The organism is Novosphingobium colocasiae (assembly GCF_014652555.1).
Classification (GTDB): Bacteria; Pseudomonadota; Alphaproteobacteria; order Sphingomonadales; family Sphingomonadaceae; genus Novosphingobium; species Novosphingobium colocasiae.
Genome location: NZ_BMZA01000021.1, coordinates 1 through 23,933, shown reverse-complemented (window position 1 = coordinate 23,933; position 23,933 = coordinate 1). Strand labels below are relative to the sequence as shown.

Below are 23,933 nucleotides of genomic sequence, written 5' to 3'. Positions count from 1 at the left end.
CCGTTTGACGATCTCGAGGGTCCATTTGCCGATCCGGCGCAGCGCCTGCCGGAGTTTGTCGCCGGCATAGCCGCCATCGGCGAACACATGGCGCAGCCACGGGAAGCGCTTGATGATCTGGGCGAGCACCAGCGGTGCACCGTCCCGGTCCTGGATGTCGGCGGTGTGGATCACGGCGTGGACCAGATTGCCCTCCGTGTCGGTCAGGATGTGGCGCTTGCGGCCTTTGATCTTCTTGCCCGCATCATAACCCCGAGGCCCGCCGCTTTCCGTGGTTTTGACGCTCTGGCTGTCGATGACCCCGGCACTGGGCGAGGCATCACGCCCACTCGCCTCGCGTCCGATCAGCAACAGGGCATGATTGAGCGACAACCAGAGCCGGTTGTCCCGCCACAGGTAGAACCAGCGCCGCACTGTCGAGACCGGCGGAAAGCACGGCGGCAGCATCCGCCACGGCAGACCGCCGCGCAACAGATACAGGATCGCCTCGACAATCCGCCTGAGCGGCCACTTGCGCGGGCGGCCCACATGCGACGGCGGCGGCAGAAACAAGCAGCGCCCATTCGGCGTCGGTCAAATCACTTGGCAAAGCCAAGTCCGCACGGGCATAGAGTGCCCGAGTGGTGTCAGTCCACATCGTTGATCTCCGGTAGTCTTCGCAAAACCACTTGAATCAACGACTTGGCATGACGTCAAGCTAACCCACTGATACCACTCAACTTAGTTTCGGATCAGGCTCTTAATTTTACAGCCGCTAATAAGGAGCGATTTCCATTTTTTTCTGTTTCGAAAAATGTGGGTCGCTCAATTCGGATTGTATTGAGGCAACCGAAGTCCGTTGACGTCGATAATAATCCGGTAAGTGCATCGCTTGGGACGCTGTTTATTTTAGCCTCGCCTAACTCCCTGTAACGATAGTTACCCATTTGAAGCCATCCAGCGTCAAATTGCTTTTCTGATAGCTTGAGCGGGTTCTCGCTAAGCTTTGTCACGATACAGAATGATGAGCCGAATGACTTGACTGATTGTTGTACTGCAAGCTGGATGACCTTTTTCTCATCCGAATTTGATATGTCAAGTGACCTGGAGCAACCATAAGCTGCAAGAATTAAGAGGAGACTATACCTGTATTTAGCCACATTCTCTCTCGAACTTCAAGATTGTAGTATCAGGATTAATTCAATATGGTAACGCCGGCAACCTCAGCGGTGTCCAGACGGCACTTTTCCGGTAGAATTCACAGCTAGCTGACACCGCCGTCCATCGCCGGATTTGCCCAAGCCGCCTAACAATCGAGCGTGTTCACCCGCTCCCATTCGGACAAGTGAGCCTTGTAATCGCGCCATTCGGCATGCTTGAGCTTGAGGTAGGCGGGCACCACGGGGCCCAGCGCGGCCGGCAGCACCGGGCAGGCTTCCAGCGCCCGCAGCGCGTCCAGCAGGTTGAGCGGCAGCTTCTTCACGTCGCCCGCCTTGTCCGCTTCGGTGTACATGTTGATATCGAGCCGGGGGCCGGGATCGCGATCGTTGGCAATGCCGTCGAGCCCGGCGGCCAGCGCCACGGCGGGCAGCAGGTAAGGATTGGCGGAACCGTCGGCCAGCCGCAGTTCGAAGCGGTCGCCCTCGGGCACGCGGATCATGTGGGTGCGGTTGTTGCCGGTCCAGGTCACCGAATTGGGCGACCAGGTCGCGCCGGAGAGCGTGCGCGGCGCGTTGATCCGCTTGTAGCTGTTGACGGTGGGATTGGTGATCGCCGCCATCGCCGGTGCCGAATGGATGAGGCCGCCGATGAACGACAGCCCGAGCGGCGACAGCGCGGTGCCGTCGCCGACGAAGGCATTGGTATCGCCCCGCCACAGCGACACGTGCATGTGACAGCCGTTGCCGGTGAGGTGCGCGAACGGCTTGGGCATGAAGGTGGCGCGCAGCCAGTGCTTTTCCGCGATGGATTTGACCATGAACTTGAAGAAGGCGTGGCGATCGGCGGTGACCAGCGCCTCGTCGTATTCCCAGTTCATCTCGAACTGGCCGTTCGCGTCCTCATGGTCGTTCTGATAGGGGTTCCAGCCCAGTTGCAGCATGGCGTCGCAGATTTCGGTGATGATGTCATAGCGCCGCATCAGCGCCTGCTGATCGTAGCATGGCTTGGCCTGGGTATCGGCAGCGTCAGCAATCGCGGTCCCGTCCTGCTGGATCAGGAAGTATTCGCATTCGACCCCGGTCTTCATCGTCAGACCCTGTTCCGCGGCGCGCGCGATCTGGGTCTTGAGGGCATGGCGCGGCGAGGCTTCGACCGGGGCGTCGTTCATCCACAGATCGGCGGCGAGCCAGCCCACTTCGGGCTTCCAGGGTAGCTGGATCAGGCTGGCCGGATCGGGCTTGGCGAACATGTCGGAATCGGCCGGGCTCATGTCGAGCCAGGTGGCGAAGCCGGCGAACCCCGCGCCGGTTTTCTGCATCGCCCCGATCGCGGCGGCCGGTACCAGCTTGGCGCGCTGGGTGCCGAACAGGTCGGTATAGGAGATCAGGAAATACTTGATGCCCTTTGCCCGGGCGACGTCTGCCAGATCAATCGTCATGTCCGTGATCCCTTGCCCTTCGAGAAAGCGAGGGCCGGAAAGCGCCCCCGCCGTCCGGTGAATGTGATGTATGTCAGTAGCCGCCCTGCCCCGGTACCCACTGCGTCCCCGCCAGCGGCACCCGCGCCATCGCCGCCGCCTCCACGCTGAGCGCGACGAGGTCTTCGGGTTCGAGGTTGTGCAGGTGGCTCTTGCCGCAGGCCCGCGCGATGGTCTGCGCTTCCAGCGTCAGCACCGAAAGATAGTTCGCCAGCCGCCGCCCCGCCGCCACCGGATCGAGCCGCGCCGCCAGCAGCGGGTCCTGCGTGGTGATCCCGGCGGGGTCGCGGCCCTCCTGCCAGTCGTCATAGGCCCCGGCGGTGCTGCCCAGCTTGCGGTATTCGTCCTCGTAATGCGGATCGTTATCCCCCAGCGCGACCAGCGCGGCGGTACCGATCGAGACGGCATCCGCACCCAGCGCCAGCGCCTTGGCGACATCGGCCCCGTTGCGGATGCCGCCCGAGACGATGAGCTGCACCTTGCGGTGCATGCCGAGGTCCTGCAGCGCCTGCACCGCCGGGCGGATGGCGGCGAGGATCGGAATGCCGACATGTTCGATGAACACGTCCTGCGTCGCCGCCGTGCCGCCCTGCATGCCATCAAGGACGATGACGTCCGCGCCCGATTTCACCGCCAGCGCCACGTCGTAATAGGGACGGGTCGCGCCGACCTTGACGTAGATCGGCTTTTCCCAGTCGGTGATCTCGCGCAGTTCCTCGATCTTGATCTCCAGATCGTCGGGCCCGGTCCAGTCCGGGTGGCGACAGGCGGAGCGCTGGTCGATGCCCTTGGGCAGGGTGCGCATTTCGGCGACGCGATCGGAAATCTTCTGGCCCAGCAGCATGCCGCCGCCGCCCGGCTTCGCACCTTGGCCGATGACGATCTCGATCGCATCGGCCTTGCGCAAGTCCGCCGGGTTCATCCCGTAGCGCGACGGCAGGTACTGGTAGACCAGCGTCTGCGACTGGCCGCGCTCTTCCGGCGTCATGCCGCCATCGCCGGTGGTGGTAGACGTGCCCGCCAGAGACGCCCCGCGCCCCAGCGCTTCCTTGGCCTGCGCCGAAAGCGAGCCGAAGCTCATGCCCGCGATGGTGATCGGGATCTTGAGGTGGATCGGCTTTTTGGCAAAGCGTGTGCCCAGCACCACATCGGTCGCGCACTTTTCGCGGTAGCCTTCGAGCGGATAGCGCGAGATCGACGCGCCGAGGAACAGCAGGTCATCGAAGTGCGGCAGCTTGCGCTTGGTGCCGCCGCCGCGAATGTCGTAGATTCCGGTCGCGGCCGCGCGGCGGATTTCGGACAGGGTGTGCGCATCGAACGTGGCCGAAAAGCGCGGCAGGGTCTGCGGGATGCGATCGAGGTCCAAGGGGTATGTCCTCAGTAAGCTGCGGCATTATCGACGTGGAAGGTATAGAGCTGGCGGGCCGAGCCGTATCGGCGGAATTCATCCGCATGCGCCACATCGCCCAGGCCTGCGGCGGCGAGCAGGCGGACCAGGTCGGCGCGATGCTCGTCGCGCATCTCCTTCTCGATGCAGTCCGCGCCCAGGCTTTTCACGCTGCCGCGCACATAGATGCGCGCTTCGTAGATCGAATCGCCCAGCGCATCGCCGGCATCGCCCAGCACCACCAGATTACCCGATTGCGCCATGAACGCGCTCATCGGCCCGATCGAGCCTTTGACGACGATATCGACGCCCTTCATCGAGATGCCGCAGCGGGCCGAGGCATCGCCTTCGATCACCAGCAGCCCGCCGTGGGCCGTGGCCCCCGCCGCCTGGCTGGCATCACCCTTCACGAGGACGGTGCCGCTCATCATGTTCTCGGCCACGCCGACGCCGACATTGCCGTCGACGATCACCGTCGCCTCGGCGTTCATGCCGGCGCAGTAGTATCCGGCATGGCCCTTGATCTCGACGGTGACCGGCTGATCGAGCCCGACGGCCAGCGCGTGGCGGCCTTGCGGGTTCGCCACCACCCATTCGGTTTCGCCATCGTCCGGGGTCAGGGCGTGGAGCCGGGCGTTGAGTTCGCGGGTAGAGGCGCGGGCCAGATCGATAACCGGCATCAGCCGTGCTCCCAGGCGTAGACGCGGGCGGGCTCGGGCTCGAACACGCGGGCATGTTCGATACCCGGCAGGCCGACCAGCGCGCGATATTCGGAACCGAACGCCACATAGCGATCGGTTTCGGCCATCACTGCAGGCTTGCAACTGATCGGATCACGCAAGACCGCAAAGCCGCTTTCGGTGCCGACAACAAAGGTGAAGAAGCCGTCGAGATCATCGAGGCTGTCCTCCAGCGCCTGTGCCAGGCTCGCCCCTTCGCGCAGCTTCCACGACAGGTAGCCGGCCGCCACTTCGCTGTCGTTGTCAGTGGTGAAGGCGATCCCGTGCGGTTCCAGCATGCGGCGCAGCGAGCGGTGGTTGGACAGCGAGCCGTTGTGTACCAGGCACTGGTCGGGCCCGGTGGAGAACGGGTGCGCGCCATCGGTGGTGACGGCGCTTTCGGTGGCCATCCGGGTGTGGCCGATGCCGTGCGTGCCGCTCATCCCGGCAAGGTTGAAGCGGGTGGCGACATCGGCGGGCAGGCCGACTTCCTTGTAAAGCTCGATCCGCTGCCCCGCGCCGATGACGACCAGATCGGGACGTTCGAGCGCGAGCCAGCCGCGCACGCGATCCTCTTCGGCAGCGGGCAGCGACAGCACCAGATGGCTGTCACGCACGGTAGCCTTCACGCCGCCGATCGCATCGGCCAGGCCGTCGAGATCGGCACCGCGCACTGTCAGCTTCACATGGCCGGGAGCGCCCGCGCCATAGACCGCGAAACCGGCGCTGTCCGGCCCCCGGTCGGTCATCACTTCGAGCATGCCCGCCAGCAGCGCGCCGAGCTGCGGCTCCAGCGCCTTGTCCTTGAGGAACAGTCCGACAATTCCGCACATGAAGCCAGGCGTCTCCCGATCGTGGCGATCCGTGCCGCCGTCATAAAGCGGGGGTGCGGTATCGTCAATCTCAAGGAACAAATGTTTCCTTAAAGGAAACTACGCCATCACGTTTCGTCGCGCGGGTAGACGATGATCGAGAGATAGCGGGTCTCGCCGCCGCTCAGCCGTTCGGGGCCATGCAGCGCCGCACTGTCGAACAGCAGCGAATCGCCGGGCCGCAGGTGATAGGTTTCGGAGCCGTGGCGGTACTGCACCTCGCCTTCGAGCATGTGCAGGAACTCCACCCCGGAATGGCGGAACGAGGTGTGCGGCGCGGCATTTTCCTTCAGCGTGATGAGGTAGGGCTCCACCGCGATATCGCCGCGCAGCACCGCGCCCAGCAACTGGTAGACATGGCCGACCTTGGTGCCGCGCCGCTCGATCGTCAGCCCCTGCCCGGCGGGGACATAAGAGCAGTCCTGCCGTTCCTCGAAGCTGGCGAACAGCGTGGACAGCGGGACCTGCAGCACGCCGGAGATCGCCTGCAAGGTTGCCAGCGAGGGCGAGATGCCGCCGTTCTCGATCTTGGAGAGCATACCGTTGGAAATGCCTGCCGCGCTGGCCAGATCGGCGACCGACAGATCATGCTGGCGGCGCAGCACGCGGATCTGGTTGCCCAGCGCGCGTTCGAGATTGCGTTCGGGCACGGCGGGTGCCTCGGAACCGGTGGCGAGGTCATCGGTATCGGGGGATGGCGGGCGGGTGGAAATGGTGCGGGCCCTTGCAGATTTCAGTCCGGGCCCGAGCCTAGAAGGAATTGGCGGGCGAGTCATCCGCCTTGGTCGGCTTCGTCCAGCGATACCGCCGTCACCTCCACCCAATGACGGAAACTTTCCGCATAGCTGCGCCAGACGGCGATGCGGTATGTGGGCGCATCATCCACCTGCCACAGCACCGCGCCGATGTGGGCGATCTGACTGATGGCGGCGCTGCCGGGGCCGAAGGCATCGGGGTGAAGATCGATCGCCAGCCCGCGCTGAAGCAGCGCGCGGGCCGCCGGGCCGGACAGGGCATGGACCAGATAGCTGCCCGACTGGTCGCTGACCGCAGCGATGCCCGCCAGGGTTTCAGCCAGCCGCCCGGCAAAATCGGCACCGGCGTGATCGTCCAACACCAGCCAGGTGCCGGGTCCGGTGGCGATAGCGGTGCGCGATCCCGCAAAGGCGGCACCCGGGCCGTCCGGCAGGGAGAGGCCCAGGGCGGCATTCAGCGTGCCGGGCGCAACGCCCTTGCGCGCCATCACCGTGGCGATGCCGGGCCTATCTACCGGGTGCAGGATCAGCGGTTCAGCCACGCAGTCTGGTTCCTTCGGGATCGAGGAACACCGGCGGGCACACTTGCGCCTCGACATCAGCGCCGCGTACCGGATCGTGAACGATCACGTGCTCGCCATGGCGCGAAGGGCCGTTCGCCAGCAGCGCCAGCGCGATCGGGTGGCCGAGGGTGGGTGAGTATGCTGCCGAAGTGACATAGCCCTCGTCGCTGGCCGCCGTCGCCGCCGCGCCGGGTGGGAGCAGATGCCCGCCGGCGCGGATGCGCGACGTGCGATCGACCGGCACCAGCCCGACCAGTGCCGGACGAGCGGGATCGGTCAGCCCTTCGCGCCCGGCCATCGTGCGGCCGACATAGTCCTTCTTGCGCGACATCATCCGGCCAAGGCCAAGATCGGCGGCGGTAGTGGTGCCGTTCAGTTCGTTGCCCGCCGGATGGCCCTTTTCGATCCGCATCACCCCCAGCGCCTCGGTCCCGTAGGGTACGACATCGAAGGCGCGGCCGGTGGCGAACAGGTGGCGCACCAGCACGTCCCCATGCTGCGCGGGCACGCTGACTTCGTAAGCCAGCTCGCCCGAGAACGACAGGCGTGCGAGCCGTAGCGGGCCGCCGTTCCAGCGCAGCGTGGTGGCGGCCATATAGGGCAGCGCCGCATCCGCCACATCGCAACCCGGCAGAGCCGCCGCCAGCAGCGCCCGCGATCGCGGGCCGGCCACCGCATAGGTGGACCAGTTCTCCGTCACCGAGCAGGCCTGCACATCAAGCTCAGGCCACAGCACCTGCCGCGCGAAATCGAGATGCTGCATCACCCGCGCGGCATTGGCGGTAGTGGTGGTGACGTAAAAGTGCTCATCGCCCAGCCGCGTCACCGTGCCATCGTCCATGACGAAGCCGTCCTCGCGCAGCATCACGCCATAGCGCGCCTTGCCGATTGGCAACGTCGACATTGTGTTGATGTAGAGCCGATCGAGCAGCACGGCCGCGTCCGGGCCCATCAGGTCGATCTTGCCGAGGGTGGAGACATCGCAGATGCCCACGCCCTGCCGCGTCATCGTCACCTCGCGGTTGACGGTTTCCAGCCAGTCGCTCTCGCCGGGGCGGGCGAACCACTGGGCGCGCTTCCACAGCCCGGCATCGACGAAGGTCGCCCCCTGCTCCGCTGCCCAGTCATGCCCGGCAGTGCGCCGTTCGGGCCGGAAGTGCGCGCCGCGATGCGCGCCGGCCATCACCCCTATCGCCACCGGCTGCCATGGCGCGCGCGACAGGATCGTGCCCACCTCGGCAATCGCCCGCCCGGTCGCCGCCGCCAGCAGGGCATGGCCGTTGAGCTGGCTGAGGCGCCCCTGATCGGTCGCCATGCCGAGCGTGGTGTAGCGCTTCATGTGCTCCACTGAAGTGAACCCTTCACGCGCGGCGAGCGCCACGTCGCTGTCGGTCACATCGTGCTGGAAATCGACGAAGGCCTTGCCGCGCATCGCCAGCGGCGTCGCGTTGTGCCAGAACGGCGTGCCGTCAGCGGGCTCGTCATGCCCGGCAAAGTGTGGAGGCGGGCAATCCCGGCCCAGCGCGGCGCAGACTTCGACCGCCTGCGCCACCCCGTCGGCCAGCGCCTTGCCGAGCGAGAATTTGCCGGCGGCGGCACCCGCTGCCGCCAGCCCCGGCGGTGCCTCGTCCAGCAGGAAACAGTGCTTTTCCGCCGACCACTGCGGCCGCGCGCCGAGATGGCCCCCCAGCCCGATCGCCGGGTTCCATCCGCCCGCCATGGCGACCAGATCGCAGGCGAGACGGCGCACCTGGCCGTTGGACTTGACCACCTCCACCTTGCGCACCGGCGATCCGAACACGTCGGAGATCCGCGCGCCGAGCATGATTTCGGTGCCGCTGCGGATCAGCGTGGTCACCGCGTGGTGCGTCGGCGCGATCCGGCGCGGATCGACGATCGCGACCACGGTGACCCCGGCCTTCACCAGATCGAGCGCGGTCTGCCAGCCGCTGTCGCTGGTGGTGGTGACCACCGCGCGCCGGCCCGGCAGCGCCGCGAAGCGATTGACATAAGTGGACACCGCCGAGGCGGTCATCACCCCCGGCCGGTCGTTGCCACCGAACACCAGCGGCCGCTCGGTCGCTCCGGTGGCGAGGATCGCGCGGGTGGCGACGATCTTCCACAGCCGCTGGCGCGGTTGGCCCGATACCGGAGACGGCAGATGATCGGCCACCCGCTCGACCGCCGCATATTCGCAGCCGTCATAGACGCCGATCACCGCCGTGCGGGCGAGGACCCGGACATTGGCCATGCCTGCGAGTTCGGCGATCGCGGTGCCCGCCCATTCGTGGCCTGGGACATCATCCACCACCGCGTTCTCGGCCAAGAGGCGGCCGCCAGCGCGCGGATCGTCGTTGGCCAACACTACCCGCAAGCCCGCGCGCCCGGCCGTCAGCGCGGCGGCAAGACCAGCCGGACCGCCGCCGATAACCAGCAGATCGCAGAAGGCATGGGCATGATCGTATGCGTCAGGATCGGGCTCCATCGAGAGCGCGCCCAGCCCCGCCGCACGGCGGATCAGCGGCTCGTACAGCTTCTCCCAGAACGCCGCCGGCCACATGAAGGTCTTGTAATAGAACCCGGCGACGAAAAGCGGCGCGAAGAGTTGGTTCACCGCCAGCGCATCGAAGCGCAGCGATGGCCAGCGGTTCTGGCTGCGCGCCGCCAGCCCGTCGAACAACTCGACAGTGGTGGCGCGGGTGTTGGGCTCTGCCGCCGCCCCGGTCCGCAGGGTGACGAGCGCGTTGGGTTCCTCGCTCCCCGCCGTCAGGATGCCGCGCGGGCGGTGATACTTGAACGAGCGGCCGATCAGCCGGACACCGTTCGCTACCAGCGCCGAGGCCAGCGTATCGCCCGCAAAGCCGGACAGAGCGCGGCCATCGAATGTGAAATGCAGCGGTGTGGCGCGGTCGATCAGCCCGCCGGTGGCGCGCCGGGTCATCGCGCCGGGCCCGGCCACGCGCCGCCGGACACGGCGTGGCTACGGGTATCGCGCTCGACCACGATCCAGTTGCGGCAACCCTGGGCGTGATACCAGTGTTCACGGATCAGCCCGGCCGGATTGGCGCGCTGATAGACATAATCGAACATCGCTTCGGCATCGGCCCCGTCCGCCGGGCGCGCCGGTCCGGCATCGCCGCGATGAACGAATTCGCGCGAATCGCGACTGCCGCAAAAGGGGCAAGGGATGCGCATGGCCGGGTCCGGTGCTCCTTCAGTGCAGGTTGGGTTGGGCCCCCACGCCCTTTTCGTCGATCAGGCGGCCGGTGCGGAACCGGTCGAGACGAAAAGCGGTGGCGGTTTCGTGCGGGGTTTCGGTGGCCAGCAAGTGGGCGAAGCAATAGCCGGAGGCCGGGGTCGCTTTGAACCCGCCGTAACACCAGCCGGCGTTGAGCCACAGGCCGGGCAGCGGCGATGCGTCGATGATCGGCGATCCGTCCATCGACATGTCGGCAATGCCGCCCCAACTGCGCAGGATGCGGGCGCGGCCGATCATCGGCATCACCGCCATGCCGCCTTCGCAGACATCCTCCACCACCGGCAGGTTACCGCGCTGGGCATAGCTGTTGTAACCGTCGATATCGCCGCCGAACACCAGCCCGCCCTTGTCCGACTGGCTGATGTAGAAGTGCCCGGCCCCGAAGGTGACGACACCGGGGATCACCGGCTTGAGCCCTTCGCTGACGAAGGCCTGGAGCACGTGGCTCTCGATCGGCAGGGTCAGTCCCGCCAGCGCCACCGCGCGCGAGCTGTTGCCCGCGACCGCCAGCCCGACCTTGCCGGCGCGGATGGGGCCGCGTGTCGTTTCCACCCCGGTCACTGCGCCCGATGCATCGGTCAGGAAGCCGGTCAGCTCGCAATTCTGAATGATATCGACCCCCAGCGCGCTGGCGGCGCGGGCATAGCCCCAGACCACGGCATCGTGCCGCGCGGTGCCCCCGCGCCGTTGCAGCAGCCCGCCCTGGACGGGAAAGCGGGCATTTTCAAAATCGAGGAACGGCACCATCGCCCGCACCCCGTCGCGATCGAGCAGTTCGGCATCGGCACCGTGCAGCCGCATGGCATTGCCGCGCCGCGCATAGGCATCGCGCTGCGGGTCCGAATGATAGAGGTTGAGCACCCCGCGCTGGCTGACCATCGCGTTGTAGTTGAGTTCGCGCTCCAGCCCTTCCCACAGCTTCATCGAGAATTCGTAGAACGGCTCGTTGCCGGGCAGGCCATAGTTGGAGCGGATGATGGTGGTATTGCGCCCGGCATTGCCGCCGCCGATCCAGCCCTTTTCGATCACCGCGACGCGGGTGAGGCCATGGACCCGGGCGAGGTAATAGGCAGTGGCGAGGCCGTGCCCGCCGCCGCCGACGATTACGACGTCATAGCCTGCCTCCGCCGGCTCGGCATCGCGCCACGCCGGGCCCCAGCCTCGATGCCGGTGCAGCGCCTGCCGGGCGAGGGAGAAGATCGAGTACCGCATCTCGGAGGACAGGCTAACTTCATCTTGATCACCCCGCTTGTCCTGATACGACGATATCATGCCTGATGAGGCCAATTTTCCCGCAGACGGCGCGATCCGCATTGGTCTGGTCCTGATCGACGGGTTCGCGATGCTGTCCTACGCCGCTTTCGTCGAACCGTTCCGCGCCGCCAACCGGCTGGCGGGCGCGCGGCTCTACACCTGGCTGCACATCGGCCAGCGCGCGCTGGCCAAGGGCGCGCGCGCTTCCAACGGGGCACGGCTGATGACCGATGCGGTGGTCGGCGATGCGCCCGATTGCGACATGCTGGTGGTGTTCGCCGCCGGCGATCCCGCCGCCTTTGCCGACGAAACATGCCTGTCGTGGCTGCGTACCGAGGCGCGGCGCGGCGTCGCCATGGCCGGGGTGTCCGGCGGCCCCTACCTGCTGGCGCGGGCCGGGCTGCTAGACCGGCGGCGCGCGACGATTCACTGGGAACACGCCGCCGCCCTGCGCGCCGAGTTTCCGGATCTGGCGATCGAGGATGGGCTCTATGTGATCGACGGCGATCGCATGACCTGTGCCGGGGGGGCCGCCGGGCTCGATCTGGCGCTGTCGCTGATCGCGCGCGATCATGGGGCCGACCTGGCCTTGCGCGCGGGCGAATGGTTCATCCGCGCCGAGCCGCGCGGCGGCGGCCACGCCCAGCGCGCCGGGGTGGCCGCTCGCCACGGCACCGTTCACCCGCGCCTGCTGCCGATGCTGGCAGCGATGGAAGCGGCGCTGGAGGAGCCGTTGCCGCGCGAAACCCTGGCCCAGCGCGCCGGGCTGTCGCTGCGCCAGCTCGAACGGGTATGCCGCGCCGAACTGGGGACCAGCGTTGCCGAGACTTACCTCGGCATCCGGCTCGATCGCGCTCGCGAACTGCTGCGCTCCACCGGCCTTTCGGTGACCGAGATCGCCCTCGCCTGCGGTTTTCGCAGCCCGGCGCACTTCTCGCGCCGCATGCACCAGCGCTTCGCGCTCTCCCCGATCCACTTGCGGCGGGCCGAACGCGCGCGCGACGATGATGAGCAGAATGCGGTTGATATTGACCGAATGGACAGGGAAAAGTAGGTTCCGTCGCACAAAGCGTCATTCCGGCGCATAAGGGAGAGAGACGTGGTGAAGGCACAAACCGGGGGTGCAGGCGGGCCTGCGCTGCCCATCGACGACGCCGAAGCGATCCGGGCGCTGATCGTCGAGTTTCATTTCCTGGTCGATCACGGCCGTGCCGGCGAGGCCGCGTTTATATTCGCGCCTGATGCCCGGCTGGTGTTTGGCCCCGGCACGCCCAACCCCGGCACGATTTCCGGATATGACGATATTGCCGCGTGGCTCAAGGTGCGCGAAGCCGCCCCGGTCATCACCCGCCACCTGCTCGGCCCGACCCGCTTCGACGTCCGCTCTGCCGACGAGGTGGCGACCACGACGCTGCTGACCCTGTTCAAGGCTCCCGGCAGCGACAACCCCAACGTCCCCGCCGCGCTCGCCGATCTGGAGGAAGTGTTTGTGCGCACCGCCGATGGCTGGCGCGAGCTGGTGCGCGAAGTGCGCCCGGTGGCTTGGGCCTGATACCGGCCCGCCACCTGATCCTATCGCGGGTTGACCATCGCCCGCGCGCCTGATTCCTGAAGGGAGAGAAATAATGTCCGATTTCACCGGAAAGACCATCGTCGTCACCGGCGCTGCCAGCGGCATCGGCTATGCCTGCGCACAACTGCTGGTGGAAGCCGGCGCCAACGTGGTGCTGAGCGATCGCAACGAAGAAGCCGCCGCCGCAGCGGCCGGGAAGCTGGGCAGCGACCGCGTGGTGCCGCTGCGCGTCGATGTGTCGCTGGAGGAAGACGCCAAGGCGCTCGTCGATACCGCCGTGGCCCGCTTCGGCAAGCTGGATGGCGCGTGCAATGCGGCGGGCGTGCCGCAGACCGGCAAGCTGATCCACGAGCTTTCGGCCGAGGAATGGGACCGCTGCCAGGCGGTCAACACGCGCGGGCTGTTCCTTTGCAACAAGCACCAGATCACCGCGATGCTCGAAACCGGCGGCGGCGCGATCGTCAACATCGTCTCTACCGCCGGGCTCGTCGGCTTCCCGAACGGGGCCGAATACTGCGCCAGCAAGGCGGGCGCGCTCGGCCTCGTCCGCGCCAGTGCGATCGACTATGCGCGGCGTGGTATCCGCATCAACGCGGTGCTGCCGGGTGCCACCAACACGCCGATGCTGGCCGGCGCCTTTGCCCAGGACCCCGGTCTGGAGCAGGCGCTGGCATCGGTCCATCCGATCGGCCGGCTTGGCCAGCCGCTGGAAATCGCGGCCGCCGCGCGCTTCCTGCTGTCAGACGAAGCCAGCTTCGTGATCGGCGCGGCCTACTGCGTCGATGGCGGCCACACCGCCGGCTGACGCACTTTTCGCAAGCCAAGAGAAAAGCCCTGCCGGCATCCGCTGCCGGCAGGGCTTTTTCGTGGCCGCTATGATCCCGGATCAGGCCTTGGCACCGGCGGGAACGGGCACCCCGGCGATCTTGTGCGCCGCGCGCCAGGCGAAAGTCATCGCCGGCCCGATGCTCGATCCGCCGCCGGGGTAGGTCCCCTTCATCAGCGAGTTCTGGTCCAGCCCGACGGCATAGAGCCCCGGGATCGGCTGCCCGGCCGCGTTCAGCACTTCGGCATCGAGCGAGGTTTGCAGGCCCAGGATCGTGCTGCAATCGCCCGGCTGCAGCTTGATCGCATAGAACGGCCCTTCCTGCACCGGCCCGACACACGGGTTGGGCGCGTGGTTGTAGTCGCCCTGGATGGTGTCGTAGGCGATCTCGCCCTTGTGGAACTCCGGATCCTGGCCGTTGACGGCGCCGCTGTTGAACTTGGCCACGGTCTCTTCCAGCGCTGCCGCCGGCACGCCGATCTTCGTCGCCAGTTCGGCGATCGTCGCCGCTTCGGTCAGATAGCCGTCGCGCACCAGATGGCGGTAGGGCAGCGGAGCGGGCATCGCGATGCCCATGCCGTATTTGCGCAGCGTATTGCGGTCGCCGATGTACCACGCCTGCTTCATCTCGCGCGCGTTCATCAGGTTCACGAAGTCCTGATAGGGTGCCGCTTCGTTGATAAAGCGCTTGCCGCTGTCATCGACGATGACGACCCCCGGCTTGGCACGATCGGGACCGAAGTGCGGATAGACGCTGAGGATATTGCCCTTGCTGTCGCGCCGGGCGGAACAGGGAGCCCAGACCCCGTTGGCGGCGTTAGGTGCGGCCAGTTGAGCACCGGCGGATTGACCGATGCGGATGCCATCGCCCACGTTCTCCAGCGGCTGGGCCGAAAGGTGATCTTCCGCCTGCGGAATGTAGAGCTTGCGCATCTCCGCATTGGCACCGAACCCGCCGGTGGCGAGCACCACCGCCTTGCGCGCGGCGATGCGCAGGGTGCCATCGCTGGTCTTGGCGACCACTCCGGTCACCTTGCCGTCCTCGACAATCAGGCTGTCCAGCGCGGCCCGCCGGCGCAGGGTGACGCCCCTGTCCATCGCGCTCTTGAGCAGGCGACCGACCAGCGCGTTGCCATTGGCCATATGGCTGCCCTTGCCATACTGGACGACGTCCCGCGCGAAGCCGGCCATCCGCTTCATGGTATAGGCGAACCCTTCGCGGGTCTTGAACACCGAGGTCAGCTTGCCGACGTGCTGCGGATCGGACTGGAAGCTGCCGAATGCCGCATAGCCCGGCAGCGGATCGCGCACCGCGCTGATGAGCTTGCCCAGCTTGCGGCCATCGTATTCTATCGCGATCACCGTGCGGGCAAACTTGGCACCGTCGAGGCCCGGGCAATAGTCGCTGAGCGGAATGGGGTAGAACTTGACCTCGGTAGTCTTTTCCATATCCGCCAGCATCGCCTTGCCGCTGGCCACATACGTGCGGATCCATGCTTCGTCGAACTGGTTGCCCAGCACCTGTCGCAGGTATGTGACCGCTTCCTCGTCGCTGTCGGTCTGGTCGCACGCGGCCATCAGGTGATTGTTGGGAATCCACGCGCCGCCGCCCGACAGCGCGGTAGTGCCGCCGAAGCGCTCCGCCTTTTCGATGACGATAACCGACAGCCCCTGGCCGGCCAGCACGACCGCAGCGGTCAACCCGCCCGCGCCGGACCCGACGACGACCACGTCGAACACTTCGGAACTACCTTTTTGCGAAGACATCCTTGCAACTCCCAATCGACGCCGCGTCGCGCAGTCGCCCTTTCGTGCTGGCCACCGCCGGATCCCGGAAGCACCCGGAACAGCGCCCTGCACGATAATTATTGAACCATATGGTCAACGTGGCGCAGGCGGGCGGGAAGGTCAAGCCCGCGCTTGGTGGCCGTTGCGGTGGACCGTTCGCAACCGCGACTGTCATGTTGCAAAGCAACCGGTTATGACAGAAGGTCAAATAACGTCAGACAAAGCGGGGCAGCGCAAGCGTGGAAGGAACGGGATTGACTGAGCAACAGGTGCGGACGGGACGCCGGGGGGGGCGGCGTGCGGTCCGGCTTCCGGCGGCCACGGGCGAAGCGCCGCTGGACGGCGCACGCAAGACCGCGAAGGCGGAGACCGGCGGCCGCAAGCGGGCCGATGCGGTGCGCGAAGCCGTGCTCCAGGCCGCGCTCGATTGCTACGGCGTGTTCGGATACGACGGCACGTCCACCCGCGCGGTGGCGGATCGGGCCAACGTCACCCATACGCTGGTACTCTATCACTTCCGCTCCAAGGAAGACTTGTGGATCGCCGCGCTCGACAAGGCGCTGGCGTCCTACGAGGAAGCGATATCGCCGATCCTGGACGGTAACGAGGGCATGTGCCCCGGCATCCGGCTGCGCCATTTCATCGAACAGTTCGTCCGCTTTTCCGCGCGCTATCCGCAAATCCACCGGATCATGACGATGGAGGGCAACCAGGACACCCCGCGTCTGGAATGGGTGATCGATAACCACCTGCGCGCGCACTATGAGAAAGTGCGCGATCTGATCCGCCGCGCGCAGGACGAAGGCACCGTGCGCGATTGTGACGCGACGCGGCTTTACTACTTCATCGTCGGATCGGCAGGCACGCTGTTCACGCTGTCCACCGAGTACAAGGCGCTGACCGGGCGCGACGTGTTCTCGGAGACCGAGATCCTGCGCAATCTCGCATTCCTGTACGAGATCGTGTTCGTCGCCACCTGATCCCGCGCATGGCCTTTGCGCGATCGCGCCCGCCCCGATAAGAGGCGCGGCGCATCGCTCGGTAGCGCGAGGCGCATCGCTGTTTGGCGCGAGGCGCATCGCTGCTTGGCGCAAGGCGCATCAAGGGGAATCGCATGGACTGGCTCTATCGCGCGGCGCGGCCGCTGGTGTTCCGGATGGACCCGGAAAACGCCCACAAGGCGGCAATCCGCGTGCTGGCGATGCTGCCCGCCGGGACGCCGGACGCAGGCACCGCCGGGCTGGCGATGACGGTGGCGGGCATCCGCTTTCCCAATCCGGTCGGCCTGGCCGCCGGGTTCGACAAGGATGCCGAAGCGGTCGATGCGCTGTTCCGGCTGGGCTTCGGGTCGGTCGAGGCGGGGACGATCACGCCGCTGCCGCAGGCAGGCAATCCGCGCCCGCGGCTGTTCCGGCTGGCCGAGGATCGTGCCGTCATCAACCGCTTCGGCTTCAACAGCCAGGGCGGCGATGCTGCCGAGGCGCGGCTGCGCCGCCGGCTGCGGCGGCCGGGCGTCGTCGGCATCAATGTCGGCGCGAACAAGGAGAGCCCGGACCGTATCGCCGATTATGGCGCGATGGCGCGGCGCATGGCCCCGCTCGCGAGCTACATCACGCTCAACATATCGAGCCCCAACACCCCGGGCCTGCGCGCCTTGCAGGACGAGAACGCGCTGGCCGACCTGATCAGCGCGGTGGAAGAAGGCGTGGCCGGGACGACGACGCCGATCTTCCTCAAGATCGCTCCCGACCTTTCCGACCGCGAACTCGATGCGGTGGCGCGGCTGGCGATCGACCGGCGGCTGGGCGCGGTGCTGATCGGCAACACCACGCTGTCGCGCCCCGCCAGCCTGCGGTCAGCGCACGCCGGGGAAGCCGGCGGCCTGTCTGGCGCGCCGTTGCGCGCGTTGGCGCAGGACCGATTGGCCACCCTCTATCACGCCAGCGCCGGGCAAGTGCCGCTGATCGGCATCGGCGGGATTGCCAGCGCCGAACACGCCTGGGCCCGCATTCGGGCCGGAGCGAGCCTGATCCAGCTCTATTCCGCGCTGGTCTATGAAGGGCCGATGCTGCCGCGCCGGATCGTTGCCGGCCTGGCCGAACTGATGCGCCGCGACGGGTTCACCGACCTTGCGGCGGCGGTGGGCGTGGATGTCCGCTAGGAAATATGTTTCTGGATGTTTCTGCCGGTCATCGCCGATGCTATAAGGTGGGAAGCAGATTGGCGGAAAATTAACCGCTATCGTGGGAAGACTGCGTAATGTCCGATCTCGTCAATCCCCGACGTTCAGAACGCCAGCCAGTGACCCTGGCCGTGCAGTGCCGCACGCTCAGCGGCATGCGCGACACCGGTGAGATTTCGGATATCACCGCCGAAGGCTGCTGCCTGCGCACCCGCAGCCTGTTCTTTCGGCCGGGCACGCGCCTCATCGTCAAGCCGCAAGGCATGGAAGGGATGAGCGGCGTGGTCCGCTGGGTCCGCGGCGATCAGTCCGGGATCGAGTTCGACCGGGCGCTGTACGGCCCGATCGTCGATTTCATCGCCCAGCAGAACCGCGCCGTCTGATCGGCCTGCGGCGGCGCTCAGCCGCGCAGTTCGTCTTCCGGGATCGGCTCGCGCACGACCGGATAGCCTTGGGTATCGTCGATCTCGCGATATTCGATACCGTCGATCGTCACCCGCCGGGGGTGAATCCGCTTGACCGTGCGGCGCGCGATATCATCGACCGCCGCCGCGAAATCGGGATATTGCGCCAGCCGTTCCAGATTGCGTAGCGTCGGGAAAATGGCATGCGCAGAGCCATTCGCGACCGCCGCCAGCGCATTGGCCGCGCTGGTCCAGAACAGGTGGGTGTTCTCGGTCTCGTCAACCGTCAGTTCGACCGCGCCGGTGCCCATGTCGTAGAGGAAAAAACGGGTGTCGAAGGCGCGATCCCACAGCGGGCACCAGTGCGCGAACAGCGGAAACGCCTGTGGCATCAGCTCGATGCCGAAGTGATCCAGCACCGGTGCCAGTTCGCCACGCTCGATCAGCATGGCGCGCGCGGCGGCCACGGTGGCCTTGTCCAGCTTGGCGCGCGCTCCGATCAGCAGACCCGCCTCCTCCAGCGTTTCGCGCACGGCTGCCACGCGTGCAGCGGCCAGTTCCGGATCGGCATCCGGCATGAGCAGGGCGGCGAGAGAACGGTCAGCCGGATCGATACGGCCGCCAGGAAACACCAGCGCTTGCGCGGCGAAGCGCATCTTGCCGGACCGCTGCAACATCAGCAGTTCCGGCGGCCCGCCATTCGCGGCGCGGCGGAACACGACCACGGTTGCGGCAGGAACGACGTTAGTGCCCTCCAATCGCAAAGGGCCGGCGGAGGGGGAGGTGGACGGAGCGGAAGCAGGTGCAAGAGGCATGATGGCCCCATCTTGCCGCACCCGCCCCGCCATGCAAGCCTTCTGTGCGATGCATTTTCGCGCGTGCGGCGGGTGCGTGTCGGAATAGCTTACATATCGCCGCAGGAGTGCCGGGGGGCGGGACTGAAAACGCGATAAAATCCACGCGATTCAGGGATTTCCGAAAAGTTGGCACGGGCTCTGCATAGTAATATCCGTACCCCAAAGCAGTCTCTATAGAGGCGGGGCCGTTTAGTCTCCGGCCCCGCCTCCCCGACCTTGGTACTCCCCCGCTCCCGCCGCACCCTGCACAGCCTTTGCGCATCAAAAACGCGCCGGAAGCCGCGAAGCCCCGGCGCGTTTTTGATGCGCGAAGAAGATGCGGCGGGCGTCAGCCGGCCTTGGCGACTCCGGCCTCGTCCACCATCTGCTGCAGTTCGCCGGCCTGGAACATCTCGGTCATGATGTCGCTGCCGCCGACGAACTCGCCCTTGACGTAAAGCTGCGGGATGGTCGGCCAGTCGGAATAGGCCTTGATGCCCTGGCGCACTTCCATGTCCTGCAACACGTCGACGCTTTCATAGGCGACGCCGAGGTGATCGAGGATCTGCACGGCGCGGCTGGAAAAGCCGCACTGCGGGAACAGCGGGGTTCCCTTCATGAACAACACGATGTCGTTCTCGTTTACAATCGAAGCGATACGGGCCTGGGCGTCGGACATGGGGGGTATTCCTGATTAGGGTGCCGATATCAGTTGGGAACGGCAGTCGTGAGTTGCAAGGCGTGCAGTTCGCCGCCCATCCGGCCACCCAGCGCTGCGTAGACGATCTGATGCTGGCGCACGCGCGGCTTGCCGGCGAATGCGGCGGAAACCACGTGCGCGGCATAGTGATCGCCATCGCCGGCCAGATCGGTGATGGTCACCTGCGCATCGGGCAGCGCCTCCACGATGAGTGCTTCGATCGCGCTTGCTGACATCGCCATGATTGTCGTCCCCGTACCCGGCCGAACCGGTCAGACTTCGCCGAGAAAGGCGCGGCGCGCTTCGACCTGCTTGGCTTCGAGCGCGGCGCGGATCTCGCTTTCGTTGGCATCGACGCCGGCCGCGATCAGATCGCCCAGCAGCTTGCGGACCACGTCCTCGTCGCCGGCTTCCTCGAAATCGGCCTGGACCACGGCCTTGGCGTAAGCCTCACGCTCGGCCTGTGAAAGGCCCATGCGATCGGCCGCCCATTCGCCCAGCAAGCGGTTGCGGCGCGCCTGGATGCGGAAGGCGATTTCTTCGTCATGGGCGAACTTGGCCTCTTCGGCGCGCTCGCGGTCCTGGAAACTGGTCATCAAACCCCCTCGCGTGAATGTGCGGGTAATCGCTTTCCTAGCCGATAGGGCCGGGCGAGCCCCGGTACAATCCTGATTCGCCACGCACCACGCGCCGGCGCGCCTTATGCGGTGGCGGCGGTCACCGCCCCGGTCAGAAACGGCAGTTCGCGCCCGGCCCGCGCTTCATAGCCGCTGATTACGGTATCCTGCGCCAGCGTCAGGCCCACTTCGTCCAACCCGTTGAGCAGGCAGTGCTTGCGAAACGGGTCGATTTCGAACGTGAAACGATCCTGGAAAGGCGTGGTCACCGTCTGCGTTTCAAGGTCGATGTCGATCGTTTCGGTGCGCGCCACTTCCAGCAGCCGGTCCACCGCTTCCTGCGGCAGCACCACGGTCAGGATGCCGTTCTTGAAGGCATTGCCCGAGAAGATGTCCGAAAAGCTCGGCGCGATCACGCAGGTCACACCCAGATCGAGCAGCGCCCAGGCGGCATGTTCGCGGCTGGAGCCGCAGCCGAAATTGTCCCCGGCGATCAGGATCGGCGCGCCGGTGAATTCCGGATCGTCGAAGATGTTGCCCGGTTCCTTGCGGATCGCCTCGAACGCGCCCCGGCCCAGCCCTTCACGGGTGATGGTCTTGAGCCAGTGGGCCGGGATGATGACGTCGGTATCGACGTTCTTGCGGCCGAACGGAATGGCACGGCCGGCGACATGGGAGATGGACTGCATCAATCGGTCTCAGGTGCCTGTTCGGGATGCGGCGGCGGCGCATCGTTGGTGCGCGCCTTGCGACGCTTCACATAGAGCATCGCGGCAGCGATCGCCGCCGATCCGATGGCGGCACCGGCAGCCACCGCCGCCTTGGTGGCGAGATCTTTCTTATCATCGGACATAATGCGCTTATCCCATCAGTTCGCGGACATCGGTGAGCCTGCCGGTGACGGCGGCAGCAGCCGCCATCGCCGGGCTCATCAGGTGCGTGCGCGCGCCCGGCCCCTGGCGGCCGGTGAAGTTGCGGTTGCTGGTGGAAGCGCAGCGCTCCCCGGCCGGCACCTTGTCGGGGTTCATCGCCAGGCAGGCGGAACAGCCGGGCTCGCGCCATTCGAGGCCGGCTTCGACGATGATCCTGTCCAGTCCCTCGGCCTCGGCCTGCTGCTTGACGAGGCCCGAGCCGGGCACGACGATCGCCCATTTGACGTTATCGGCCTTGTGCCGGCCCTTGAGCACGGCAGCGGCGGCCCGGATATCCTCGATGCGGCTGTTGGTGCACGAACCGATGAAGACGTTCTGCACTTCGACATCGGCCAGCAGCGTTCCCGGGGTCAGGCCCATGTAGTCCAGGCTGACCTTGACCGCATCGGCCTTGGACGGATCGGCGAAGTCTTCGGGACCGGGCACAGTGCCGCCGATCGGGGCGGTATCTTCCGGGCTGGTGCCCCAGGTGACGGTCGGCTCGATATCCTCGGCGCGGATGACGACGGACTTGTCGAACGTGGCACCGGCGTCTGTCGCCAGGCTTTTCCACCAGGCCACCGCCTGGTCCCACTCGGCCCCGCGCGGAGCATAGGGACGGCCCTTCACATAAGCGAAAGTCTTATCATCCGGCGCGACGAGGCCGGCGCGCGCGCCGCCTTCGATCGACATGTTGCACACTGTCAGCCGGCCTTCGACCGACATTTCCTCGAAGACGTTGCCGCGATATTCGATGACGTAGCCGGTGCCGCCGGCGGTGCCGATCACGCCGATGACATGCAGGATCACGTCCTTCGCCGTCACCCCGGCACCGAGCCGGCCTTCGACCCTGACTTCCATCGATTTCGATTGCTTGAGCAGGAGCGTCTGCGTTGCCAGCGCATGCTCCACCTCGCTGGTGCCGATGCCGAACGCCAGCGCGCCCAGCCCGCCGTGGCAGGCGGTGTGGCTATCGCCGCAGACGATCGTGGCACCGGGCAGCGAAAACCCCTGCTCCGGCCCGACGACGTGGACGATGCCCTGTTCGGCGTCGATCGCATCGATATAGCGGATGCCGAATTCCGGCGCGTTCTTTTGCAGCGCCGCCAGTTGCTGCGCGCTTTCGACATCCTTGATCGGCAGCATCGCGCCATCCGCATCCACCCGTGCCGTGGTCGGCAGGTTGTGGTCGGGCACCGCAAGCGTCAGGTCGGGGCGGCGCACCTTGCGGCCGGACACGCGCAGCGCCTCGAACGCCTGCGGACTGGTCACTTCGTGAACCAGATGGCGGTCGATATAGATCAGGCTGGTGCCGTCATCGCGGGTATCGACGACGTGGGCGTCCCAGATCTTCTGGTAGAGCGTGCGCGGTTTGCTGGTCATAATGATGGTGCGATTAGGCGCGCGGGTCCCGCTTTTCAAGCGGCACGCGCGCGCCCTGATCGCATTTGGCCGCTGCGGGCCGACGGTTTAGCGACGCCAATCGTTGCGATCGCGCGCTTCGTGGTTCAGCCGCTGGCGCAAGTCGACGATGCGATCGCGCAGGTCGTTGGCTTCCCGGCGGCCGATCCCGCCATCACGAGCATAGTCCGTGTAACGCGCGCCAAGGCGATCGACCTGACGGGCGAGCGAGACGAATTCGCCGCGCGAGATGATGCCACGCTGGGCGGCCATCGAGATGTCGCTGCGCAGATCGAGGATGCGCAGGCGCAGCGCATTGCCGTCACGGGCGTCGTAGCGGCCGTAGCCGTCATCGTCCCAGCCGCGCGACTGCGCATAGGCAGAGCCGTTGCCCCAACCGCGATGGCCGTAATCGGCAGCCGAAGCAGGAGCCACGGAACCGAGCGCGATGGCGGCGGCAAGCGAGGCGGCGGCGATCTTGTTCAGGGTAACCATGGGTCTGTGTCCTCAAGAATCAAAGCGGGTGATGAGCGTCCCGTATGTTCATAAATATAGCTTATATTATGAACGAATGCGGTATGGGCCGTTTTGCATCTGTCAGGAACGGCTGGCATCGTAGCAGGCCGATGGTATGGAGAAGCCATGACCGTCCTCACCGCCATCCTGATTGTCTGCGCCAGTATCGCGGCGATGGAACTGGTTGCCTGGGCCAGCCACAAGTACGTCATGCACGGCTTCGGCTGGGCCTGGCACCGCGATCATCACGAACCGCACGATCGCCTGCTCGAAAAGAACGACCTGTTCGCGCTGTTCGGGGCGGCGATCTCCATCACTTTCTTCGCGCTGGGTTCACCGCTGGTGATGGGCGCAGCGGCGTGGGAGCCGGCGACTTGGATCGGGCTCGGCGTGCTGATCTATGGCGTGATCTATACGCTGGTCCACGATGGCCTGATCCACCAGCGCTATTTCCGCTGGGTGCCCAAGCGCGGCTATGCCAAACGCCTGGTGCAGGCGCACAAGCTGCACCATGCCACCATCGGCAAGCACGGCGGGGTCAGCTTCGGCTTTGTCGTGGCGCGCGATCCGGCCGTGCTGAAACGCGAACTCAAGGCGCAGCGCCAGCGCGGCATCGCGGTGCTGCGCGAAGCGGTGGAGGATTGAGAGCGGGCAAATCGGTCGTTGGATGACCGCTACGTCAAAGAATACCGTCGCCCCGGGCTTGACCCGGGGCGCCGCTCTCTTCCCGCAACACTGTGAAAACCAGCGGGG

Annotated in this window: 25 protein-coding genes and 1 pseudogene; 7 read left to right on the top strand and 19 right to left on the bottom strand. The window is 66.3% G+C overall.

Going from position 1 to position 23,933, the window contains the following annotated elements; all coding sequences use genetic code 11:
• From IE122_RS16665 to IE122_RS16620, 10 genes and pseudogenes are all read right to left on the bottom strand, one after another.
• A pseudogene (locus tag IE122_RS16665) lies at positions 1–637 on the bottom strand (IS5 family transposase); the annotation flags it as partial.
• Positions 638–1,285: 648 nt separating this feature from the next.
• Positions 1,286–2,578: a type III glutamate--ammonia ligase gene (glnT, locus tag IE122_RS16660; RefSeq protein WP_189622385.1), complete on the bottom strand. Its 1,293-nt coding sequence runs from the start codon at positions 2,576–2,578 to the stop codon at positions 1,286–1,288.
• 73 nt (positions 2,579–2,651) lie between these two features.
• Positions 2,652–3,983 carry an FMN-binding glutamate synthase family protein gene (locus tag IE122_RS16655; protein ID WP_189622384.1) on the bottom strand — a complete coding sequence of 444 codons (1,332 nt, stop codon included), beginning with the start codon at positions 3,981–3,983 and terminating at the stop codon, positions 2,652–2,654.
• 11 nt (positions 3,984–3,994) lie between these two features.
• On the bottom strand, positions 3,995–4,684 hold the full coding sequence (locus tag IE122_RS16650; RefSeq protein ID WP_189622383.1) for a GltB/FmdC/FwdC-like GXGXG domain-containing protein: 690 nt from the start codon (positions 4,682–4,684) through the stop codon (positions 3,995–3,997).
• Positions 4,684–5,637 carry a class II glutamine amidotransferase gene (locus tag IE122_RS16645; RefSeq protein ID WP_229814322.1) on the bottom strand — a complete coding sequence of 318 codons (954 nt, stop codon included), beginning with the start codon at positions 5,635–5,637 and terminating at the stop codon, positions 4,684–4,686. Before IE122_RS16645 ends, IE122_RS16650 begins: the two co-directional genes overlap by 1 nt.
• A gap of 26 nt (positions 5,638–5,663) precedes the next feature.
• A complete protein-coding gene (locus tag IE122_RS16640) occupies positions 5,664–6,245 on the bottom strand; it encodes a helix-turn-helix domain-containing protein (RefSeq protein WP_229814321.1) in 582 nt (193 codons plus the stop codon).
• A 122-nt stretch (positions 6,246–6,367) separates the two neighbouring features.
• A complete protein-coding gene (locus IE122_RS16635) occupies positions 6,368–6,892 on the bottom strand; it encodes a sarcosine oxidase subunit gamma (RefSeq protein WP_229814320.1) in 525 nt (174 codons plus the stop codon).
• Complete coding sequence (locus IE122_RS16630; RefSeq protein WP_189622380.1) at positions 6,885–9,854, bottom strand: sarcosine oxidase subunit alpha family protein; 2,970 nt, start codon at positions 9,852–9,854, stop codon at positions 6,885–6,887. The genes IE122_RS16635 and IE122_RS16630 overlap by 8 nt, the downstream gene beginning before the upstream one ends.
• Positions 9,851–10,108 carry a sarcosine oxidase subunit delta gene (locus IE122_RS16625; RefSeq protein ID WP_189622379.1) on the bottom strand — a complete coding sequence of 86 codons (258 nt, stop codon included), beginning with the start codon at positions 10,106–10,108 and terminating at the stop codon, positions 9,851–9,853. The genes IE122_RS16630 and IE122_RS16625 overlap by 4 nt, the downstream gene beginning before the upstream one ends.
• 19 nt (positions 10,109–10,127) lie before the next feature.
• On the bottom strand, positions 10,128–11,384 hold the full coding sequence (locus tag IE122_RS16620) for a sarcosine oxidase subunit beta family protein (RefSeq protein WP_189622389.1): 1,257 nt from the start codon (positions 11,382–11,384) through the stop codon (positions 10,128–10,130).
• Between the two features lie 58 nt (positions 11,385–11,442).
• Between IE122_RS16620 and IE122_RS16615 the strand changes: the two genes are divergently transcribed.
• From IE122_RS16615 to IE122_RS16605, 3 genes are all read left to right on the top strand, one after another.
• Positions 11,443–12,480 carry a GlxA family transcriptional regulator gene (locus IE122_RS16615; protein WP_189622378.1) on the top strand — a complete coding sequence of 346 codons (1,038 nt, stop codon included), beginning with the start codon at positions 11,443–11,445 and terminating at the stop codon, positions 12,478–12,480.
• A 45-nt stretch (positions 12,481–12,525) separates the two neighbouring features.
• Positions 12,526–12,978 (top strand): nuclear transport factor 2 family protein, encoded by a 453-nt coding sequence (locus IE122_RS16610; protein WP_189622377.1) that lies wholly within the window; start codon positions 12,526–12,528, stop codon positions 12,976–12,978.
• A 73-nt stretch (positions 12,979–13,051) separates the two neighbouring features.
• Positions 13,052–13,804 carry an SDR family NAD(P)-dependent oxidoreductase gene (locus IE122_RS16605; RefSeq protein ID WP_189622376.1) on the top strand — a complete coding sequence of 251 codons (753 nt, stop codon included), beginning with the start codon at positions 13,052–13,054 and terminating at the stop codon, positions 13,802–13,804.
• 81 nt (positions 13,805–13,885) lie between these two features.
• On the opposite strand, the gene IE122_RS16600 is transcribed toward IE122_RS16605, so the two are convergent.
• Positions 13,886–15,592 (bottom strand): FAD-dependent oxidoreductase, encoded by a 1,707-nt coding sequence (locus IE122_RS16600; RefSeq protein ID WP_189622375.1) that lies wholly within the window; start codon positions 15,590–15,592, stop codon positions 13,886–13,888.
• A gap of 275 nt (positions 15,593–15,867) precedes the next feature.
• Here IE122_RS16600 and IE122_RS16595 point away from each other — a divergent pair, with 275 nt between their 5' ends.
• The 3 genes from IE122_RS16595 to IE122_RS16585 all read left to right on the top strand — a co-directional run bounded on the left by IE122_RS16595 (position 15,868) and on the right by IE122_RS16585 (position 18,178).
• A complete protein-coding gene (locus tag IE122_RS16595; RefSeq protein ID WP_189622374.1) occupies positions 15,868–16,593 on the top strand; it encodes a TetR/AcrR family transcriptional regulator in 726 nt (241 codons plus the stop codon).
• Between the two features lie 134 nt (positions 16,594–16,727).
• The gene (locus IE122_RS16590; RefSeq protein ID WP_189622373.1) at positions 16,728–17,774 is read left to right on the top strand and encodes a quinone-dependent dihydroorotate dehydrogenase; all 1,047 of its coding nucleotides are present in this window, start codon (positions 16,728–16,730) and stop codon (positions 17,772–17,774) included.
• A 98-nt stretch (positions 17,775–17,872) separates the two neighbouring features.
• A complete protein-coding gene (locus IE122_RS16585; RefSeq protein WP_189622372.1) occupies positions 17,873–18,178 on the top strand; it encodes a PilZ domain-containing protein in 306 nt (101 codons plus the stop codon).
• 17 nt (positions 18,179–18,195) lie between these two features.
• On the opposite strand, the gene IE122_RS16580 is transcribed toward IE122_RS16585, so the two are convergent.
• The 8 genes from IE122_RS16580 to IE122_RS16545 form a co-directional block, all read right to left on the bottom strand.
• On the bottom strand, positions 18,196–19,014 hold the full coding sequence (locus IE122_RS16580) for an NUDIX hydrolase (RefSeq protein ID WP_189622371.1): 819 nt from the start codon (positions 19,012–19,014) through the stop codon (positions 18,196–18,198).
• Between the two features lie 370 nt (positions 19,015–19,384).
• Positions 19,385–19,714 (bottom strand): Grx4 family monothiol glutaredoxin, encoded by a 330-nt coding sequence (grxD, locus tag IE122_RS16575; protein ID WP_189622370.1) that lies wholly within the window; start codon positions 19,712–19,714, stop codon positions 19,385–19,387.
• A 29-nt stretch (positions 19,715–19,743) separates the two neighbouring features.
• Positions 19,744–19,977, bottom strand: coding sequence for a BolA family protein (locus IE122_RS16570; protein ID WP_189622369.1), 234 nt, complete (start codon positions 19,975–19,977; stop codon positions 19,744–19,746).
• 30 nt (positions 19,978–20,007) lie between these two features.
• Entirely contained in the window at positions 20,008–20,331 is a 324-nt protein-coding gene (locus IE122_RS16565; RefSeq protein ID WP_189622368.1) for a DUF1476 domain-containing protein, read from the bottom strand.
• Positions 20,332–20,435: 104 nt separating this feature from the next.
• Positions 20,436–21,041, bottom strand: coding sequence for a 3-isopropylmalate dehydratase small subunit (gene leuD, locus IE122_RS16560; protein WP_189622367.1), 606 nt, complete (start codon positions 21,039–21,041; stop codon positions 20,436–20,438).
• Positions 21,041–21,205 (bottom strand): hypothetical protein, encoded by a 165-nt coding sequence (locus IE122_RS16555; protein WP_189622366.1) that lies wholly within the window; start codon positions 21,203–21,205, stop codon positions 21,041–21,043. Before IE122_RS16555 ends, leuD begins: the two co-directional genes overlap by 1 nt.
• Before the next feature lie 7 nt (positions 21,206–21,212).
• On the bottom strand, positions 21,213–22,646 hold the full coding sequence (leuC, locus tag IE122_RS16550) for a 3-isopropylmalate dehydratase large subunit (protein ID WP_189622365.1): 1,434 nt from the start codon (positions 22,644–22,646) through the stop codon (positions 21,213–21,215).
• 87 nt (positions 22,647–22,733) lie between these two features.
• Positions 22,734–23,159 (bottom strand): hypothetical protein, encoded by a 426-nt coding sequence (locus IE122_RS16545; protein ID WP_189622364.1) that lies wholly within the window; start codon positions 23,157–23,159, stop codon positions 22,734–22,736.
• A 147-nt stretch (positions 23,160–23,306) separates the two neighbouring features.
• Here IE122_RS16545 and IE122_RS16540 point away from each other — a divergent pair, with 147 nt between their 5' ends.
• Entirely contained in the window at positions 23,307–23,825 is a 519-nt protein-coding gene (locus tag IE122_RS16540; protein WP_189622363.1) for a sterol desaturase family protein, read from the top strand.
• The last annotated feature ends 108 nt before the right edge of the window (positions 23,826–23,933 follow it).